This window comes from Rhodopseudomonas palustris BisB18, from assembly GCF_000013745.1.
GTDB lineage: Bacteria > Pseudomonadota > Alphaproteobacteria > Rhizobiales > Xanthobacteraceae > Rhodopseudomonas_A > Rhodopseudomonas_A palustris_F.
This window is the reverse complement of record NC_007925.1, coordinates 403,265-421,763: the sequence shown is the minus strand read 5'-3', so window position 1 is coordinate 421,763 and position 18,499 is coordinate 403,265. Positions and strand designations below refer to the sequence as shown.

Annotated in this window: 11 protein-coding genes; 1 reads left to right on the top strand and 10 read right to left on the bottom strand. The window is 68.1% G+C overall.

Going from position 1 to position 18,499, the window contains the following annotated elements; all coding sequences use genetic code 11:
- Positions 1–70: 70 nt before the first annotated feature.
- The 10 genes from addA to ubiE all read right to left on the bottom strand — a co-directional run bounded on the left by addA (position 71) and on the right by ubiE (position 16,902).
- Positions 71–3,565, bottom strand: a complete 3,495-nt coding sequence (addA, locus tag RPC_RS01945; protein WP_011470870.1) for a double-strand break repair helicase AddA — start codon at positions 3,563–3,565, stop codon at positions 71–73.
- The gene (addB, locus tag RPC_RS01940; RefSeq protein WP_011470869.1) at positions 3,562–6,690 is read right to left on the bottom strand and encodes a double-strand break repair protein AddB; all 3,129 of its coding nucleotides are present in this window, start codon (positions 6,688–6,690) and stop codon (positions 3,562–3,564) included. Before addB ends, addA begins: the two co-directional genes overlap by 4 nt.
- A gap of 291 nt (positions 6,691–6,981) precedes the next feature.
- Positions 6,982–7,707, bottom strand: coding sequence for a nucleotidyltransferase family protein (locus RPC_RS01935; protein ID WP_011470868.1), 726 nt, complete (start codon positions 7,705–7,707; stop codon positions 6,982–6,984).
- Positions 7,708–7,859: 152 nt separating this feature from the next.
- Positions 7,860–8,186 (bottom strand): PilZ domain-containing protein, encoded by a 327-nt coding sequence (locus RPC_RS01930; protein ID WP_011470867.1) that lies wholly within the window; start codon positions 8,184–8,186, stop codon positions 7,860–7,862.
- Between the two features lie 100 nt (positions 8,187–8,286).
- Complete coding sequence (locus RPC_RS01925) at positions 8,287–9,807, bottom strand: bifunctional tRNA (adenosine(37)-N6)-threonylcarbamoyltransferase complex ATPase subunit type 1 TsaE/phosphotransferase (protein ID WP_011470866.1); 1,521 nt, start codon at positions 9,805–9,807, stop codon at positions 8,287–8,289.
- On the bottom strand, positions 9,804–12,335 hold the full coding sequence (locus tag RPC_RS01920; RefSeq protein ID WP_011470865.1) for a sensor histidine kinase: 2,532 nt from the start codon (positions 12,333–12,335) through the stop codon (positions 9,804–9,806). Before RPC_RS01920 ends, RPC_RS01925 begins: the two co-directional genes overlap by 4 nt.
- Positions 12,336–12,609: 274 nt before the next feature.
- Complete coding sequence (gene dut / locus RPC_RS01915; protein ID WP_011470864.1) at positions 12,610–13,068, bottom strand: dUTP diphosphatase; 459 nt, start codon at positions 13,066–13,068, stop codon at positions 12,610–12,612.
- Positions 13,065–14,492 (bottom strand): bifunctional phosphopantothenoylcysteine decarboxylase/phosphopantothenate--cysteine ligase CoaBC, encoded by a 1,428-nt coding sequence (gene coaBC / locus RPC_RS01910; protein WP_011470863.1) that lies wholly within the window; start codon positions 14,490–14,492, stop codon positions 13,065–13,067. The genes dut and coaBC overlap by 4 nt, the downstream gene beginning before the upstream one ends.
- Before the next feature lie 83 nt (positions 14,493–14,575).
- Entirely contained in the window at positions 14,576–16,144 is a 1,569-nt protein-coding gene (gene ubiB, locus RPC_RS01905) for a 2-polyprenylphenol 6-hydroxylase (protein ID WP_011470862.1), read from the bottom strand.
- Positions 16,141–16,902 carry a bifunctional demethylmenaquinone methyltransferase/2-methoxy-6-polyprenyl-1,4-benzoquinol methylase UbiE gene (ubiE, locus tag RPC_RS01900; protein WP_041801277.1) on the bottom strand — a complete coding sequence of 254 codons (762 nt, stop codon included), beginning with the start codon at positions 16,900–16,902 and terminating at the stop codon, positions 16,141–16,143. Before ubiE ends, ubiB begins: the two co-directional genes overlap by 4 nt.
- Positions 16,903–17,038: 136 nt before the next feature.
- On the opposite strand from ubiE, the gene mutM reads away from it, so the two are divergent.
- Positions 17,039–17,920 carry a bifunctional DNA-formamidopyrimidine glycosylase/DNA-(apurinic or apyrimidinic site) lyase gene (gene mutM / locus RPC_RS01895; RefSeq protein ID WP_011470860.1) on the top strand — a complete coding sequence of 294 codons (882 nt, stop codon included), beginning with the start codon at positions 17,039–17,041 and terminating at the stop codon, positions 17,918–17,920.
- Positions 17,921–18,499: the final 579 nt, after the last annotated feature.

Below are 18,499 nucleotides of genomic sequence, written 5' to 3'. Positions count from 1 at the left end.
GGCGCGTCGGGAATCGCGCCGGTAAGATGTCTTGCAAGGTAAGAACGCGTCCAAGCCCGGTCAAGCACGCTCACGCGGACATGATGGCTGCCAGCCCTGCGTCCAGCGCGTTGTCGGAAATCTCCATGATTTCAGCGACTTCGCTCCATATCAGGGCGGCCCGGAGCGTCCGGCCGGGGTATAGGTTGGCGAGCACCGCGCGATACAGCGCGAGCTGCCGCAGATATCCCGAAGGGATCTCGGCCAGCGCGCGGGGCGGCGCCTGATTGGTCTTGAAATCCACCAGCAGCACCTCGCTCGGCGTCACCAGCAGCCGGTCGATCTGGCCCGACACCAGCACCGTGTCGCCCCCGAGGCGAGTCAGCCGGCCGGCGATCGGCACTTCGGCGCGGCTGCCGGGGCCGAACAAGGCGGCGAGCCGCGGATCGTCGATCAGCGCCAACACCGAAACGGCCAGCGCGGCGCGGTCCGGCTCGGTCCAGACCGGATCCTTGGCGTTGCGCGCCAGATAGCGCGCCGCGGCGGCGGCGCGGCGCTCGCGCGGCAGCTCCGGCAACGACTGCAGCAGCCGATGCACCAATTGGCCGCGCTGCCGCGCCTGGGCGCGCGGGGCGCTGCTGTCCTCGGCGCGGCTGCGGCGGCTGTCGGCATCGTCGGAGGGCCGCAACACCCGCTCGGCGAGAGGCGTCGGCGCGGCGGGTTGGTTCAGCCAGGCCGGCAGCGGTTGCGGCGCCGGCGCCGCCACGCGCGGGGGCGCTGCGGCCTGGTCCTGTTCGGGGACAAGATCTTCTTGGCGGCAATAGCGCTTCACCACGCCGTCCGGCGGCGGCACGGTCTGCATCGCCAGGCCGGAGCCTTCGAGGCCCTTGCAGATCAGGTCGTACCACGACAGCGGTCGTACCTCGGCGCGGTTGCCGGGCTGGCAGCCGCCGACGATCAGCCGGTCGGCGGCGCGCGTCATCGCCACGTACAGCAGCCTGCGATATTCGTCCTCGGTCTCGGCGATCATCGCCGCGCGGGCGTTCGCCACCACCGGCGGATCGTCGGCCTTCTTGCCGGCCCACACCGCGACGCTCGGCCCGCTCAGTGCGGCATTGCCCTGCGGCAGATGCACCAGATTGAGCCGCTGGGTGTCGGCCGGCGACGAGGTGGTGTCGACCAGGAACACCACCGGCGCCTCCAGCCCCTTGGCGCCATGCACCGTCATCACCCGGACTTCGTCGCGGGAAATTTCCATGTCGCGCTTCACCTCGGTGTCGGCGGCGCGCAGCCAGGCCATGAAGCCCTGCAGCGAGGCCGGCGCCTTGCGCTCATAGCCGAGCGCCAGTTCGAGGAATTCGTCGAGCGCGTCGGTGGCCTCATGGCCGAGCCGGCGCAAGATCCGCGCGCGGCCGCCGTCGCCGCCGAGCAGCCAGGCGTAGAACGCGAACGGGGTGTCCGCGCGGGCGCGCTTCTCGCAGTCTTGCAGCCGCCGATGTGCGGTGTTGAATTTGCCGTCCTCGGCGGCGTGCGCCGCCAAGGCGTCGCGCAGGCTACCCTTGCGTTGCCAGGCGAGCTTGAACAGGTCGTCGTCGTCGAGCCCGAACAACGGGCTCTTCAGCGCCACCGCCAGCGCCAGATCGTCCTGCGGCAGCAATAGCGCATCGGCGAGATTCATCAGGTCGATGATGGCGATGTGCTCGGTCAGCTTCAGCCGGTCGGCGCCGGCCACCGGAATGCCGCCGCGCTTCAAGGCCTGGATGATGGCGTCGAACGCCTTGCCGCGCCGCCGCACCAGGATCAGCACGTCACCATAGCGCAACGCGCGGCGATCGCCTTTCGGCCCGGTCAGCGTGCCGTTGCCGATCAACTCGGCGATCTCGGCCTGCACCCGCTGCGATAGCTTCACCTCGGGGCTGGTCTCCGGCAGCGCGTCGAACGGCGCGCGCCAGCCTTCGAGATCCTGGCGTTCGTCGGGCTGCTGCAGCTCCCACAGATCGATCAGGCTGGGGCCGGCATCGGCCAGCGATTCGTGGATCGGGTAGGTGGTGTCGGCGTGGATGCTGCGATAGATCGCCTGGTCGCGAAACACGTGGTCGACCGATTGCAGGATCGCGGCGCCCGAGCGGAACGAGTAGTTGAAGCTGATCGGATCGAATTTCAGCTCGGCGTTGCGGAAGCGGGTCTGCAGCGCGCTGCGGCGCAGGGCGAATTCGCGCGGCGAGGCGCCCTGGAACGAGAAGATCGACTGCTTCTCGTCGCCGACCGCGAAGATGGTGCGCTTGACGTCGCGCGCGCCGACACCGGCGGTGAATTCGGCGATCAAATGGTCGACGATGTCCCATTGCCGCGGGCTGGTGTCCTGCGCCTCGTCGATCAGCACGTGGTCGACGCCGCGGTCGAGCTTGTAGTGCACCCAGCCCGACGAGATGCGGTTCAGCATGTCGAGCGTCTTGTCGATCAGGTCGTCGTAGTCGAGCAGCCCGCGATCCTGCTTCTGCCGGGCGTAGTCGGCGGCGACGTCGCTGGCGATCACCAGCAAGGCTTGGGTGCGCTCGCGCAGCGCCAGCGCCCGGCGCCGCTCCAACAGCGGTCCGATCCGCTCGCATTCGCGCTTCATCGCCGCGACCAGGTCGGGCCGCGCGTCGGTGATCTTCTTGGTGGCGAGCGTCTTGCGCGGGGTGAAATCCTTGGTCAGGAAGATTTGCAGATAGCGCGCGATCTGATCGTTGCCGGTGAGCGTCGCGGCCTGCCGCAGCCGCTCGGCCTGATCGCCGTCGGTCTTGCTGCCGCCCTCGAGAATCGACGCGGCCTTTTCCCAGCGCGCCCGCGGCAGGTTCGGCCCGTCGACGATTTCCTGATCGACCGCGGCGCAGCTGTCGTCGGGGGCGACGCCGAGCGCCGCGGAAAGCTGCGCCATCGCAGCCTCGGTGGAGCCGGCGCGCGCGATCCAGGCCATGAACTTGTCGCGGCTGAAGCAGGCGTCGCGCACCACGTCGCGAAACGTCACGTCGGCGGCGCTGGTCATCGCCACGGTCAAAGCCTTGCCGGCGGCGCTATTCGGCGCTTGCGCCGCCTGCAGCAGCACCGAGAGACTGGCGCGCTCCATCATCTCGGTCTGGTCGCGCTCATCCAGCACCGCGAACCGCGCCGGCACGTTGGCCTCGAACGGAAACTGCTGCAGCAAGCGGGTGCACAGCGCGTGGATAGTCTGCACCTTGAGCCCGCCCGGGGTCTCCAGCGCGCAGGCGAACAATTCCCGCGCCCGCATCCGCAGCTTCGAGTCGGGCTGGGCGATGCCGGCCGCGCGGATCGCGGCGTCGAGGCTATCGTCGCTCAGCGTCACCCAATGCCCGAGCGTGGTGAACACCCGCTGCGCCATGTTGGCGGCGGCCGCCTTGGTGAAGGTGATGCAGAGAATCTTCTCCGGCGGCACGCCGGCGAGCAGCAGCCGGATCACCCGCTGCACCAGCACGTGGGTCTTGCCGGAGCCGGCATTGGCGGAGACGAACACCGAGGCGGTGGGATCGGAGGCCTGCACCTGCCGCTCGGTGGCGGCGGGGGGAATCACGCGCAGACTACTCATTGGTCGTCTCCGAGCCCGCCGGCCGCCGACCATTCCTTGATCCGCGCCAGATCGTCGTAGTCGCCGTAGCGGTTCGCCCACATCGGCAGATTCAGCGAGGAGTAGGGTGTCGTGGCATCGTCGAATTTGCGGATCAAGGCTTCGAGCTTGGCGCGGGCCTCGATCGCGGCGTCGTCGGGGAACAGCGCTTCTTCGGCGCGGTCGCGTTTCAGTTCGAGGATTTTTTCTTCGCCCGGCGGGTTGTTGCCGCTGAGTTTGACGTAGACCAGTTCACTCACCGAAGAGCCCGCGGCGATGCCTTCGAAGCCGCCTTCGCGCAAGATCGCGGCTTCGAGCGTCAGTTGCGGCGACAGCCCCATCCGCACCTGCTTGCCGGTCGGTGGGCGGCCGGTCTTGTAGTCGAGGATCGCGAAGGTGCGGTCGGCGCGGCGTTCGATGCGGTCGGCGCGGGCGGAGAGAACGAAACGACGCGTGGCGTCGAGCGGAATGCTGAGCGTGCCGCGGGTCTCGGCGTCGACGCCGGCGACGTTGAGCCGGCGCTCGGTCTCCCAGGTGGCGAACCAATGGGCGATCCGCAGAAAGCGCGGCCACCACAGCGCGCGCGCCTCCGGCCGTTCCATCAGCGGCGCGAAATGTTTTTGCCCGATGGCGCGCAACGCGGCGGCCGGATCGTCCGGCAGCGCCTGCGCAAAAACTTGCGTGAATTCGCCGAGCGCCTCATGGATCGCCGAGCCGCGATCCGCCGCCGACAGCGGCATGTCGACCGGGTCGAGCGGCGCCAGCTTGAGAATGAACTTGGCGTAGATGGTGTAGGGATCGCGCAGCCAGTCCTCGATCGCGGTGACCGACAATTGCAGCGGCCGGGCGTCGCGCGGCGGCCGCGGCATCGGCTGCGTGATCGGCACGACCTTGTCGGGGCGGTCGAGCGCGTGGGCATAATCGAGATAGATTTGTCCGCGCGCCTCGGCGGCTTTCCAGCGTTCCGCGCCGGCCACCGCCTCCAGCCGATGCAGGAAGCGCGACGCCACCGCCGGTGCGCCGGCCACCTTGGCGGCGTGGCTGAGGATCACTTCATCGGCGCCGAGCATCTGGGCGAAGTCGTGCGCCGACAGCCCGATGCGGCGCTCCGGCAGGTCGAGACCCAATTGATGCCGCATCGGCCGGCTCAGCCAGGGATCGCTGCGCGGCGCCGGCGGCCAGATGCCTTCGACCAGCCCGCCGAGAATCACCCGATCGCATTGCGTCAGCCGCGCTTCCAGCGGACCGAAGATCCGCAGCGAAGCGCTCTCGGCTTCCGGGCGGCGCACGACGCGGTCGGCAAACGCGGTCTGGAACAGTTCGGTGTAGTCGCCGGGTTGCGCCGCGAGTCCGCTCGGCGCCGGCAGATCGTCGAACGCGGTGTTCAGGGCGTTGCCCTGCGGACCATCGAACGCCGCTACGAACCCATCGTCGTCGCGCGACAGCGCCGCGACCACCGCGCGATGCTTGGTGGCGAGGTCGGAAAAATCCAGCGGCCTATTCGGATCAAGCGTTTCCAGCGGCGCCAGCGCGGTTTGCAGTTGCGCGATCAGCGCCTGCGCGCGATCGAGCGCGTCGTCGTTGAGCCGCGCGCGCGGCTCGGAGCCGTGCAGCATCGAGGTCTCGCGCCTACGCAGCTTGCCGAGTTCGTCGCGGAACCGGGCGAAGTCGCGGGACAGGCCCGCGCTGCCGGCGGCGGGACGGGTGCCGCGCAGCACCGCCTGCTCCAGCGTCTCGATGGCGCCGCGCCAGAAACCGGGCGCTTGGCCGAGCCGCAGCAGCGGATGTTTCAACAGCGCCAGCAAGGTCGCCGGCTCGAGCTGCGCGGTCGCAGCCTGCGCCGAAAGCCGTGCGAAAACCCCCGGCGGGGTGTCGATCAAAGCGTCGCCGCCGGAATCGTCGAACGGCAGCTTCCAGCGGCCCAGCGCCGCCATCACCCGCCGCGCCAGCGCACGGTCGGGCGTCACCAGCGCGGCCGACTTGTTGAGTTCGCGAGCCTGCCGCATCGCCACCGCGATCGCCAGCGCTTCCAGCTCCGGATTGTCGGCGGAGATCACCGCAAGCTCGGTCATGCCGGCGGCGATGTTCTGCTCGACCGCGGGCTCGGCGAGCCGCTGGTGCCATTGCGCGGTGGCGTTGGACGGCCGCATCGCCTCGGAGGCCAACAATTCGCGGCCGCGCGGCGCCGGCGCGCCGAGCGGAGCGACGTCGCGGCGTTCGATGCCGAAGGTCTCGAGCAGCGCGTGCAGCGCGTATTGCGGATGATTCGACGACGGCGGCGTAACAGCCTTGCCGTTGGCGTCGCGGATGCCGCCGATCTTTCGCCAAGCGTCGTCGTCGAGATGGGTGTCGAGCCCGGGCAGCACCACCGCGCCCTGCGGCAAGGCGGCGATGGCGCGGAGAAATCTTGCGGTCGCCGGCATCGAGCCGGTGGAGCCTGCGGCGATCACCGGACCGGTGTGATGCGCGGCGAGCCGCTTGGCCTCGGCTTCGATCAGCAGGTCGCGCCGCGCCGCGGGTTCGATCAGCGCGTTGGCGGCGAGATAGGCCGGCCAATGTTCTCGCGCGATCTTAAGAAAGCCCAGCGTCAGCTGCCAATAATTGTCGAGTTCATCGGGCACCAGCCCGTCGAGTGCGGCCCACTCGACCTTGCGGGTCACCATGTCGTCCATCAGCCGCGCCAGATCGCCGGCCAACGCCAGCGCCGAGGCCGGGCCGCCGACCACCAGCGGCGCCAGCTCCTTGCCCCAGGCGGCGACCAGTCGCGCCAGGATCAGCCGGCGGTCGAGTTCGGCGAGGTTCGGCGGAATCTCCAGCGACGCCACTCCGTCGAACGGCTCGGCGTCGTCGGCAAACGCCAGTTCGTCCTCGTCGATGCCGCCGAGCGCCACGATCCGCGGCAGCAGCACCGCGTCGCTCTGCAGCACGTCGAGAAAGATCTCGCGCGCCATCCGCCCGGCGCGCCGCGTCGGCAGATATAGCGTGGCTTCGGCGAGCCGCTCAGGATTGGCGCGGGCCTCGAAGCCCGGCACCAGCCTGCCCTCGACCAGCGCGGCAATCAGCGTACGCAGGAACGGCGCCGAGGCCGGAGTATTGAAAACGCGCATGAAGGTCCCGATTCGCGGAGCGGCTGCATCATGCCATGGGCCGACGCGCGGCGGGAGTGCCACAGGCCGGCGGCTGCGTTGCCCCGGGCTGCATGGCCCGCGGCGGTCATCCTTCGAGGCGCGCCACGAAGCGCCGTGCATTCGGTGACGCCGGTTTCGGCGCACACCTCAGGAGGACGGCCCGTTGTATGATTTCCACAAGAGGTTCAACATCTTCGCCGTCATCCTGAGGAGCCCGGCGAAGTCCGCAGGACGAAGTCGGGCGTCTCGAAGGATGCGCCGCGAAACGTGTCAGGCCACGCTACTGGCGAGATAGGCACGTTCGGCGGTCTGGATCGCGTCCGGCGTGCCGACATGCATCCAGACGCCGTCGAGCCGCAGCCCGAACAGCCGGCCCTCTTCGCTTGCCCGGTCGAAGATTTTGGTCAGCGGAAACTCGCCCCGCGGGGCGTCGGCGAACAGCTGCGGCGACATGATCGCCACCCCGGCGTAGACGAACGGCACCACTTCGAGCTCCTTGCGCTTGCGCAAAGTGCCGTCCGGCGCCATCGCATAGTCGCCGCTGCCGGTGTAGCCGATGCTGTTGGCGGTCGCCGCCATCAACAGCAGGATATCCATCCGCTCCGGATCGAAGGTCGCGGCGAGCCGCGCCAGATTGGACTGCGCGCCGTCGATCCACATGGTGTCGGCGTTGAGGTGATAGAACGGCGCGGAGCCGAGCAGCGGCAGCGCCTTGACCACGGCGCCGCCGGTGCCGAGCACCGCGTCGCGCTCGTCGGATATCACCACCCGCGGCTGTTTGCGGCCGGCGACATGGTCGATGATCTGGTCGGGCAGGTAATGCACATTGACCACGGCCTCGGCGACGCCGGCTTCGGCGAGGCGATCGAGCACGTGGTCGAGCAACGGCTTGCCGGCGACGCTGACCAGCGGCTTGGGGATGGTGTCGGTGATCGGCCGCATTCGCAGGCCGAGCCCGGCGGCGAGGATCATGGCTCTGTCTGGCTTGACGGGCATCGACGCTCTCGACTGCAAGGGTCTTTCGGATTCGTTCTGGAGCAGATTAACATGCAATCCAGCGCCGTCATCCAGGTCGGTGTTCGGCGGGTCCGGGATAATCGTCCGCCATGACGGATATACGACGCCGCCGCGGCGCCGAGGTGGCGCCGTCAGGTGGTGGCGGTCTGCGGCTTGCCGCGCTCGCCGGCGCGCTTTTTCTTGTCGTTCGGACGTAGGAAATTGACGCCGAGCTGATCGCCATTGACCCAGGTCAGTTCGCAGCGCCGATAGGCCAGCCCGGTGGACGACAGCAGCAGGAAGAATTCCTTGAGATTGAGGCCCTCCACCGATCCTTCGATGGTGAGCTTGGCGCCGATTTCCGAAACGTCTTCGACCGTACAGGCGCGGCGCCAGGTTCCGTCGATCGCCATCATGTGAGCGTCGAGGCCTCGTTCGAACACCACGCGCGCGCCTTTGCGGCGCTCCGCAGCAGCCATGGGTTTCTCCCTTCATCCGAACAGCGTTGCGACCCCGCAGCCAGGCAGGATACGCAGGTAGATTATCTAGGCTTCGGCTAACAACGGGTAAAGGCGCGGCTCAGGCCGGCGGCGGGACGTGAGCGACGACCCAGTCGCGCAACGGCGTCAGCTTCGGGTGCGCCAGCGAACGGTTGAGGTAGGTCCAGATCCGCGGCAGGTGGTGGAGATATTGCGGCTTGCCGTCGCGGCGGTTCAGCCGGGCAAAAGTGCCGAGCAGCCTGGTGTTGCGCTGCGCCGACATCACCGCATAGATTTCGGCGAACGCCACCGCGTCGAAGCTCGGGTCCGCGGCGCGCCGCGCCTTGATGTAGCGCGCCAGCAGCGCCAGTTCGAGCGACTCCGGCACGTCGACCCTGGTGTCCTGCAGCAGCGACACCAGGTCGTAGGCGGCGGGTCCCAGCACGGTGTCCTGAAAATCGATCACCCCGACCTTGGCGATGCCCTCGCGGTCCTCCAGCCAGATCAGGTTGGGCGAATGGAAGTCGCGCAACACCCAGGTGGCGGGTTCGGCCTCGTGCGCTTGCAGCAGCATGCGCCACGTTGCCACGAAGGCGTCGCGCAGTTCGGGCGTCGGCGCGGCGCCGCGGTGGGGCAGATACCATTCCGGCATCAATCCGACCTCGATCAGCATCGCCTCGACATCGAAGCGCGGAATCGCGTAGTCGGCTTGCGCCGACAGCGGCAACGTATCGGGCAAAGGCTCGCGGTGCAGCGCCGCCAGCATGTCGGTCGCGCTCTGGTAGCGCTCGGCGATCGGCGCCGGCGGATCGCCGGCAAGGAAACTCACGCCGCCGAAATCCTCGGTGATCAGAAAGCCGGCCTCGAGATCGGCGTGATGGATCGCCGGCGCGGAAAAACCGCGCGCACGCAGGCCGTCGGCGATCGCCACGAACGGCCTGACGTCTTCGGCCAAGTGCACTGCAGCGCTGTAGCTCTTGCCGTGATAGATCGCCGGGCCATCGGGGCGCCGCGGCGCGTTCATCAGAATCACCGCGACGTCGTCGCGGAGCAGCCGCGCATAGGACCGCGTCGAGGCATCGCCGGCCATGCGCTGCCGGTGCGCGTCGGCATAGCCGGTTTCGTCGAGGAACCCGAGCAAGGTGATCAGCCGGTCGACCTGGGCGGCGGCGCGGCCGTGGCCGGTGATTTCCGCGGCGCGCGCCGCGGTGCCGAGCGCCGGACGATGGGTCAGCGCGATGTCGATGCGATCTTCGGGCAGCAGATCCGGCGCGCGCTCCGGCCATTCGATCAGCACGACGCTGCCCTCGGGCAGCGGCGACAACCCGATCTCTTCCAGCTCCGACGGATCCTCGATGCGGTAAAGGTCGGCGTGCAGCAGCGGAAACGGCGATAGCTCGTAGCTCTGCACCAGCGTGAAGGTCGGGCTCGGCACTTCGAGCTCGGGGTCGCCGGCGAGATAGCGGATCATCGCCCGCGCCGCCGCGGTCTTGCCGGCGCCGAGATCGCCGGACAGCGTGATGACGTCGCCCGGTGCGATCAGCAGCGCCAGATCCGCCATCAGATTCGCGGTTGCGCTCTCGTTGAGCAGCGCCAGCGAGAATGTGACGGGCGCGGTCATTCGGCGGCGTTGCGTTGCTGCGACTGATCGATCGGAAACGAGCAGGTCAGCGTGGTGCCCTTGCCGACCACCGAATCGATCCGCACATTACCGCCGTGCAGCTCGACGAAGGAGCGCACCAAGGACAGCCCGAGCCCGGCGCCGCGGTGCCGCGAGCCGTTGGACCGGCTTTCGAACCAGTCGAACACTTTTTCTTTGACGTCGGGCGGAATGCCCGGGCCGGTGTCGGTCACGGTGAACACCACGGTCTGCTCGGTACGTTTGGCGCTGAGCGTGATCGCGGCGTGCTGCGGCGAGAAGCCCACGGCGTTGGCCAACAGATTGTACAGCACCTGCACCACGCGGCGCTCGTCGGCGATGAAATGGCCGACATCCGGCGCGGCGTTGACCTCGAGCACGATGTGATCGCGGGCGAGACGGTCCTGGATGCCTTCGATAGCGTCCGCGATGGCCTTTCGGATGTCGACCTGGCCGAGGTTCAGCGTCATCGCCCCGGCGTCGATGGTGGCGAGGTCGAGGATGTTGTTGATGATCGCCAACAGCGCGTTGGTCGAGGTGGTGATGTAGCTGAGATATTCTTCCTGCTTTTCGGTCAGCGGCCCGGTCGAGGGATCGCTGAGGAAATGCGCGAAGCCGATGATGGTGGTCAGCGGCGAGCGCAGTTCGTAGGAGACGTGGTGGACGAAATCGACCTTCATCTGGTCGGCGGTTTCCAAGGCCTCGTTGCGCTCGCGCAGCGCGCGCTCGACGTTCTCGGTGTCGGTGATGTCCTGAAACGTCAGCATGGTGGCGCCGTCGGGCAGCGGCATGGTCATGCAGTTCAGCACGCTGCCGTCGCGGCGCTCCAGCTTCAGCGGAATCGCGATGCGGTTCTCGATCCCGGTGATGGCGCCGCGCAGCGTCTGCCAGATCGCCGGGTCGTCGAACAGCGGCCGGCACCAGTCGACCACGGTCTCGATATGCGGCTGCAGCTGCAGCGCCTCCGGCGACAGGTTCCACATCCGCGCGAACGGCGGGTTGAACAGCCGGGCGCAGCCGTTGCTGCCGAACACCGCGACCGCCTCGGCGAGATTGTCGAGGGTTTCGCGCTGCACGTTGATCAGGCCGTCGAAGCGGCGCGCCAGTTCCAGGCTCTCGGTGACGTCGTCGAACAGATAGGTGACGCCGCCTTCGGGATTCGGCGTGGTGACGATCGAGACCGCGCGGCCGTCGGGCAGATACCAGACGTCCTTGGCCGGATCGACGGCGCGATAGGCCTCGTGCAGCCGCATCTTCCATTCGCGGAAGTTCGGCTGCTCCGGCAGTTTGCGCGCCGCGCGCAGCCGGTCGAGCACGCTGGAATCGTCCGGGTTGCTGTCGAGAAAAGCGCGGTCGAGGTCCCACAGCCGGCGATAGGAATCGTTGTAGAAGGCGAGCCGGTGCTGTTCGTCGAACACCGCGACGCCGCTCGACAATTGATCGAGGGTGCGGCGATGCGCCTCCGCCATCCGCACCAAAGCGGCGCCGAGCGCATAGGCTTCGCTGGCGTCGATCGCGGCGCCGGCGCTGCCGCCGCGCACCTTCATGGCGTGAACGTCGTAGATCCGCCGCTCGCCGCGAACCACGATCGGCAGCCGGGCGCTGAAATTGGCGTTGTCGTTGAGCGCGCGGCTGAGCGCGGTGCGGTCGTTGCTTTCCAACAGTTCGAGATTGCGCTCGATCGCCTCGGCGACGCTGCCGGCCTCGGTCGCCCGCGCATAGGCGGCGTTGGCGAAGTTCAATTCTCCGGCGTCGCGCCGAGTCCAGATCGGCCAGGGTGCCGCGGCGGCGAAGTCCCGCAGCATTTCGGTTTCTTCTTGCAGCGTCTTGTGACGTTGCGTCATTTCGGCGAGTTCGCGGCGCAGCCCGGAGAGTTCACGCATCCGCACGATGGCCTGGCCGCCGACCGCGCGGCCCACCGCCTCGATGCTGCGGCCGGTCGAGGTGACGAGGTTGAGTTGGAAGCCTTCGCCGGATTCCAACAGCGCGTCGACGGCATGGTCCATCTTCAGCGCCGGCTCCGGCGGCATCCAGGTTCCGAACGCCAGGATGCGCTGCGACTGCACGGACTGGTCTGCGGCCAAGCCGGCCTGCGGGATCAAGAGCGAGACGTCGCCGCTGATCTGCGGCCGGCTATCGCCGGCGGCCCAGGCGATCAGCACCTGGGATTCGGCGAACAATAGCGCGCGGAAGCGGTCGGCCTCGACCTGCAGGGTCTGGATATTGCCGCGCAACCGCGTCTCGCAGGCGGCGGCGCGCAGCCGCGTGCGCATCAACAGGATCGCCGCGACCACCGAGAAGCCGAGCACGGCGACCGCCATGGTCAGTGCGATGATGTCCTGGCGGCTGAAATCGAACAGCGCGGCCAGAGCGGAGTCGACCGGGGTTTCGGCGGCCGAGGCCGGAGACACTGAGGCCCACATCGCCAGCGCGACGGCTGCGCCGCCGCTGCGTGCCGGCGCCGTGCACGACAGCAAGGTCCGACGCATCGATGCGATCACGCCTGACATGGAGAGCCCCAAACCGCAGAACGAACGACCGGCCGTGGAGCGCCGGATCGGCAAGCGTCGGCGATCTGCGGTCGGATCGTGCGCTCAATAAATATTCGCGCGCGATCCGACCGAAACCGAAATCCGCTGGTGCCGATCGTGCCCCGTTACGCCGTTCACGAATCGAGCGACATTATCCCCATCGGGACAAGGCGGGTAAGAGTCCAGATCGTGAACGGCGCGCGGAGAGCAAAATTGGACGGATTTAATTTGTTCCGGCCATGCCGGGCCGCGATTAGCGGCCGGTCGAGCCGAATCCGCCGCTGCCACGCTCGGTGGTTTCCAGCGAGGCGGCGACCGTGAGGTCGACCCGCGCCACCCGGGCGACCACCATCTGGGCGATTCGCTCGCCGCGCCGGACCGTGAACGGCTGGCTGCCGTGGTTGATCAACAGCACGCCGATCTCGCCGCGATAGTCGGCGTCGATGGTGCCGGGCGCGTTCAGCACGGTGACGCCGTGGCGCGCGGCGAGTCCGGAGCGCGGCCGCACCTGCGCCTCGTAGCCGGGCGGCAATGCCAGCGTCAGTCCGGTCGGCACCAGCGCGTAGGTGCCGGGCGCCAGCACCAGCGGCGCGTCGGGGGCGACCGCGGCGAGCAAGTCGAGCCCTGCGGCATGCGCGCTCTGATAGGCCGGCAGCGCGAGGCCCTGGCCATGCGGCAATTGCTGGACGGCGGCGGAGATAGCGACGGTCATGATTCGGTGGTCCTTACAGCTTTGGAAATACGCGCAATCAGCGCGGTGGCAACTTGGTCTTTCGACATCACCGGCCAGGAGTCGATGGCGATCGCATCGCCGGCGCGGGTGAGAAGGTGGATGGTGTTGCGGTCGCCGCCCATCACGCCGGTGGCCGGCGTGACGTCGTTGGCGACGATCCAGTCGCAGCCTTTTCGCGCGAGCTTTGCGCGCGCGTTGTCGAGCAGATGTTCGGTCTCGGCGGCGAAGCCGATCACCAGCGGCGGGCGATTTTCGGCGCGTTTCGAGATGGTGGCGAGAATGTCGGGGTTCTCGACGAGCTGCAGCGGCGGCACGCCGGCGCTGCCCTTCTTGAGTTTCTGCGCGCCCTGATCGGCGACGCGCCAATCGGCGACCGCGGCGGCGAAGATCGCGACGTCGACCGGCAGCGCCGCATCGACCGCCTCCAGCATCTCGCGCGCGGATTCGACGCGGATCACCTTGACGCCTGCGGGATCGTGCAAGTCGACCGGACCGGAGATCAGCGTGACCTCGGCGCCGGCGGTTGCTGCTGCTGCAGCGAGGGCAAAACCTTGCTTGCCGCTGGAGCGATTGGCGATGTAGCGCACCGGATCGATCGGCTCATGGGTCGGACCGGCGGTGATCAGCAGCTTGCAGCCGGTGAGCGGCTGCGCTTGCTGAGGGCGCAGAAACGCCTGTGCCGCAGCGGCAATTTCAATCGGCTCGGCCATCCGCCCGGTGCCGGCTTCATTGGCCTCGGCCATTTCGCCGGCGTTGGGACCGACCATGTGGACGCCGTCGCGGACCAGCTGCGCGACGTTGCGCCGGGTCGCTGCGTTATTCCACATCAATGGATTCATCGCCGGCGCCAGCAGGATCGGCCGGTTGGCGGCGAGCAGGATCGCGCTGGCGAGGTCGTCGGCGTGGCCGTTCGCCATCTTGGCCATCAGGTCGGCGGTCGCCGGCGCCACCACGATGAGCGCGCAGTCGCGCCCGAGCCGAATATGGCCCGCGTCGAATTCACTAGCTGGATCAAACAGATCGGTGTAGCAGCGCTGATGCGACAGGGCGCTCGCGGTGAGCGGGGTGACGAATTGCTGCGCAGCTTTGGTGAGCACGCAGCGCACCGTGAAGCCGCGCTCCATCAGCCGCCGGATCAGGTCCATGGATTTATAGGCGGCGATGCCGCCGCCTACGATCAGCGTCATGCGGGGTTGGCCGGTCGCCGCGACGGGCTCCGGCGCGGGCGCCACAGGCTGCGAAACCGCCTCGTCAAAACTTGCGGCAAACTCGTGGCGGGGCTGCGCGGCGTCGCGCAAGATGGTCCGCACCTCGTCTTCCATTGAGCGGCCATGGCGGGCGGCGCGCTGGCGCAGCTCGGCCTTGATCGCCTCGTCGAGTTTACGGATCGTCAGACTGGCCACCGGGATCTCCTGGAACCGGAGATTAACAAATGATCGCAATGCGTGCAATACATGCGTGCATTGCAGTCAAACCCCGGTTCGCGTCACTGCAGCGTCAGCAGCACGCCGATGAAGGTCGCGGCGATGATCCACAGCGCGATGGTGCGACCGCGGGTGCGGTTGCGTTCGCTGCGGCCGATCGCCGCGATGGTCTCCGGCGACAACACCAGGCCGTTGCGGGTCATCACCTCGAGCTGATTGAGCACCGCGACCGAGCGCGCGGCGATCGCCGGCAACCCGCCGAGCAGATGGCTGAGTTCGCCGGCGCCGGAGAGCGCGGTCTCGATCTTGCCGACCGGGCCGAGGTTACGCTCGATCCATTCGCGCACCACCGGGTCTGCGACCTTCCAGATGTCGAGCTTGGGATCGAACGACCGCGCCACGCCTTCGACCACCACCATGGTCTTCTGCAACAGAATGAGTTCAGGCCTTGTGCGCATGTCGAACAGCCCGGTGACCTCGAGCAGCAGCGTCAACAGCTTCGCCATCGAGATGTCTTCGGCGATGCGGTTGTGGATCGGCTCGCCGATGGCGCGGATGGCTTGGGCGAAATTCTCCACCGAATGATGCGCCGGCACATAGCCGGCCTCGAAATGCACCTCGGCGACGCGGCGATAGTTGCGGGTGATGAAGCCGAGCAGGATCTCGGCGAGAAACCGCCGCTCCTTCGGCGCCAACCGCCCCATGATGCCGAAATCCACCGCGACCAGCCGGCCGCTCGGATCGAGGAACAGATTGCCGGGATGCATGTCGGCATGGAAGAAGCCATCGCGCAGCGCGTGGCGCAGAAAGCTCTGGATCACCTTGCGGCCGAGCTCGGCGACGTCGACATTGGCTTCGGCGAGCCGGGTGTGATCGTTCAGCGGAATGCCGTCGATCCACTCCATGGTCAGCACGTTGTGGGTGGTGCGGTCCCAGTCGACCTGCGGCACCCGGAAATCCGGATCGTCCTTGGTGTTCTCGGCCATCTCGGAGGCCGCGGCGGCCTCCAGCCGCAAATCCATCTCCATCGCCACCGAGCGCGACATGGTGTTGATGATTTCGACCAGCCGCAGCCGTCTGGCTTCCGAGGAATAGATCTCGGCCTTCTCGGCCACAAAAAAGAAATCACCGAGGTCGCGGTTGAACCGCGCCGCCACATTGGGCCGCAGCACCTTCACCGCGACGCGCTTGCGCACCCCATCGGTGTCGGTCTCGCCGCGATGCACCTGGGCGATCGAGGCCGCGGCCACCGGCTCGCTGAGGCTGACGAACACCTGCGCCACCGGGCGCTCCAGCGACGCCGCGATCACCGCCTCGGCCTCGGTCTGCGAGAACGGCGGCAGCCGGTCCTGCAGGCTTTCGAGGTCGTGCGCCATCGCCACGCCGACCACGTCGGGGCGCGTCGCCAGGAATTGCCCGAGTTTCAGATAGGCGGGGCCGAGCCTTGTCAGCGCGCGCGACAATCGCGGCCCGGATTTGGCGCCGGGGCGCTCGATCAGCCGGGCGAGCCGCAGCGCCAGTTGGCCCGGCGGCGGCACCAGCGACGGATCGACCACGCCGAACACGCCCTCGCGCGCGAACACGTAGCCGGCGCGGAGAAGCCGCGCCGCATGAGTGAGGGCAGAGATCACAAACGCCAGCCCGAATGCAGCGCCACGATGCCGCCGGACAGCGACTGATAGGACACCCGCGCAAATCCGGCGTCGCGGATCATCTCGGCGAACACCGTGGGCTTGGGGAATTTGCGGATCGATTCGACCAGATATTGATAGGATTCGGCGTCGCCGGTGACGGCGCGGCCGATCTGCGGAATCACGTTGAACGAGAACAGGTCGTAGATCTTGGCGAGACCGGGGACGTCGACGGTGGAGAATTCCAGGCACAGGAAGCGGCTGCCCGGCTTCAGCACCCGATGGGCTTCTTTCAGCGCCTGGTCGATCCGCGGCACGTTGCGAATGCCGAAGGCGATCGTATAGGCGTCGTAGCTCTTGTCGGGAAACGGCAGCGCCTCGGCGTTGCCCTCGATGAACGAGACCTGATGGTCGAGATGCCGCGCAATGGCGCGTTCGCGGCCGACGCTGAGCATGTCCGAATTGATGTCGCACACCGTGGCGGTGAAGCCGGCGCCTGCCGCCTTCGCCGCGCGGAACGAGATGTCGCCGGTGCCGCCGGCGACGTCCAAGAGCGCGAACGGCGCGTCGGAGCGCGGCGGGTTCAGCGTGGTGATCATGACGTTCTTCCAGGCGCGGTGCAGCCCGCCCGACATCAGATCGTTCATCAGGTCGTAGCGCGACGCGACGCTGTGGAACACGTCGTTGACCAGCGTCTGCTTGTCGTCCAGCGCCACGTCCTTGAAGCCGAAATGCGTGGTCTCGCCCGGCTGTGTCATGCCTTTATTCTCCTGCAAGCGGCCGCATCCCGGCCCTGAGCCGGTTCGCAATCGCCAAAACCTGTCTGCGGCGGACCATATAGCGCGCCGCCGCCGATGGCGCTATCACCTTGGCAACCAAAGGTGAACACGCCGCATGCCGGAATTGCCCGAAGTCGAAACCGTCCGGCGCGGGCTCGAGCCGGCCATGGCGGGCGCGCGGATCGACGGCTTCGAGGCGCGGCGCGCCGATCTGCGCTTTGCGCTGCAGCCGGATCTGGCCACGCGGCTGATCGGCCAGACCGTCAAGGGGCTCGGCCGGCGGGCGAAATATCTTTTGGCGGAACTGTCGAGCGGCGACGTGCTGTTGATGCATCTCGGGATGTCGGGCTCGTTCCGGGTGCTGCAGGGCGAGGCGTCCGGCGCGCCGGGGGCGTTTCACCATCCGCGCAACGACGACCGCGCCCATGATCACGTGGTGTTCCGGATGTCGAACGGCGCGGTGGTGGTGTTCAACGATCCGCGCCGCTTCGGCTATATGAAAATCCTGGCGCCGGGCGAGATCGCCGACGAGCCGTTTCTCAAAGGTTTGGGCCCGGAGCCGCTCGGCAATTCGTTCGACGCGGCGATGCTGGCGTCGGCCTGCGCCGGCCGCAAAACCAGCCTCAAGGCGGCGCTGTTGGACCAGCGCGTGGTCGCGGGGCTCGGCAACATCTATGTCTGCGAGGCGCTGTTCGGCGCGCATCTGTCGCCGAAACGACTCGCGGCGACGCTGGCGACCCGAACGGGCGCGCCGACCGAGCGCGCCGAGCGGCTGGTCGAGGCGATCCGCGCGGTGCTGCACGCGGCGATCAAGGCCGGAGGCTCGTCGTTGCGCGACCACCGCCAGACCTCGGGCGAACTCGGCTATTTCCAGCATTCCTTCGCGGTCTACGACCGCGAGGGCGAACCCTGCCGCAGCAAAGGCTGCGACGGGGTGGTGAAGCGCTTCGTACAGAACGGCCGCTCCACCTTCTGGTGCCCGAAGTGCCAGAAGTGAGGGGGCTGACGGCATCGCGCTGAGAGCGCCGATGCCATGCCCGTCGCTATCCGCGTGCGACTCAACGCCGGTCCCCACCGCGACCGTCATCCTGAGGTGCGCGCCCGGCAAAACGCTTGCTACGTCTTGCGGCCTATCATGGGCGCGCCTCGAAGGATGACGACACGCGTCGCGACCTCTCGGCGATTGTCTCGGAGCCGAGTCGTCGGGGCGGAGCACGTGGGGCGGACGTCGTCCTTGCGGCCCATCCTTCGAGACGCCCGGCTGCGCGCTGCGCCGGGCTCCTCAGGATGACGGTGGTGGGTGGTGGTACCGCAGCCGTCATCCTGAGGTGCGCGCCGGGCGAAGCGCTTGCTACGTCTTGCGGCCTATCATGGGCGCGCCTCGAAGGATGACGACACGCGTCGCAGCCTCTCGCCGCCTGTCTCGGCGCCGAGCCGTCGGGGCGGAGCGCCTGGGTCGGACGTCGTCCTTGCGGCCCATCCTTCGAGACGCCCGGCTGCGCGCTGCGCCGGGCTCCTCAGGATGACGGTGGTGGGTGGTGGTACCGCAGCCGTCATCCTGAGGTGCGCGCCGGGC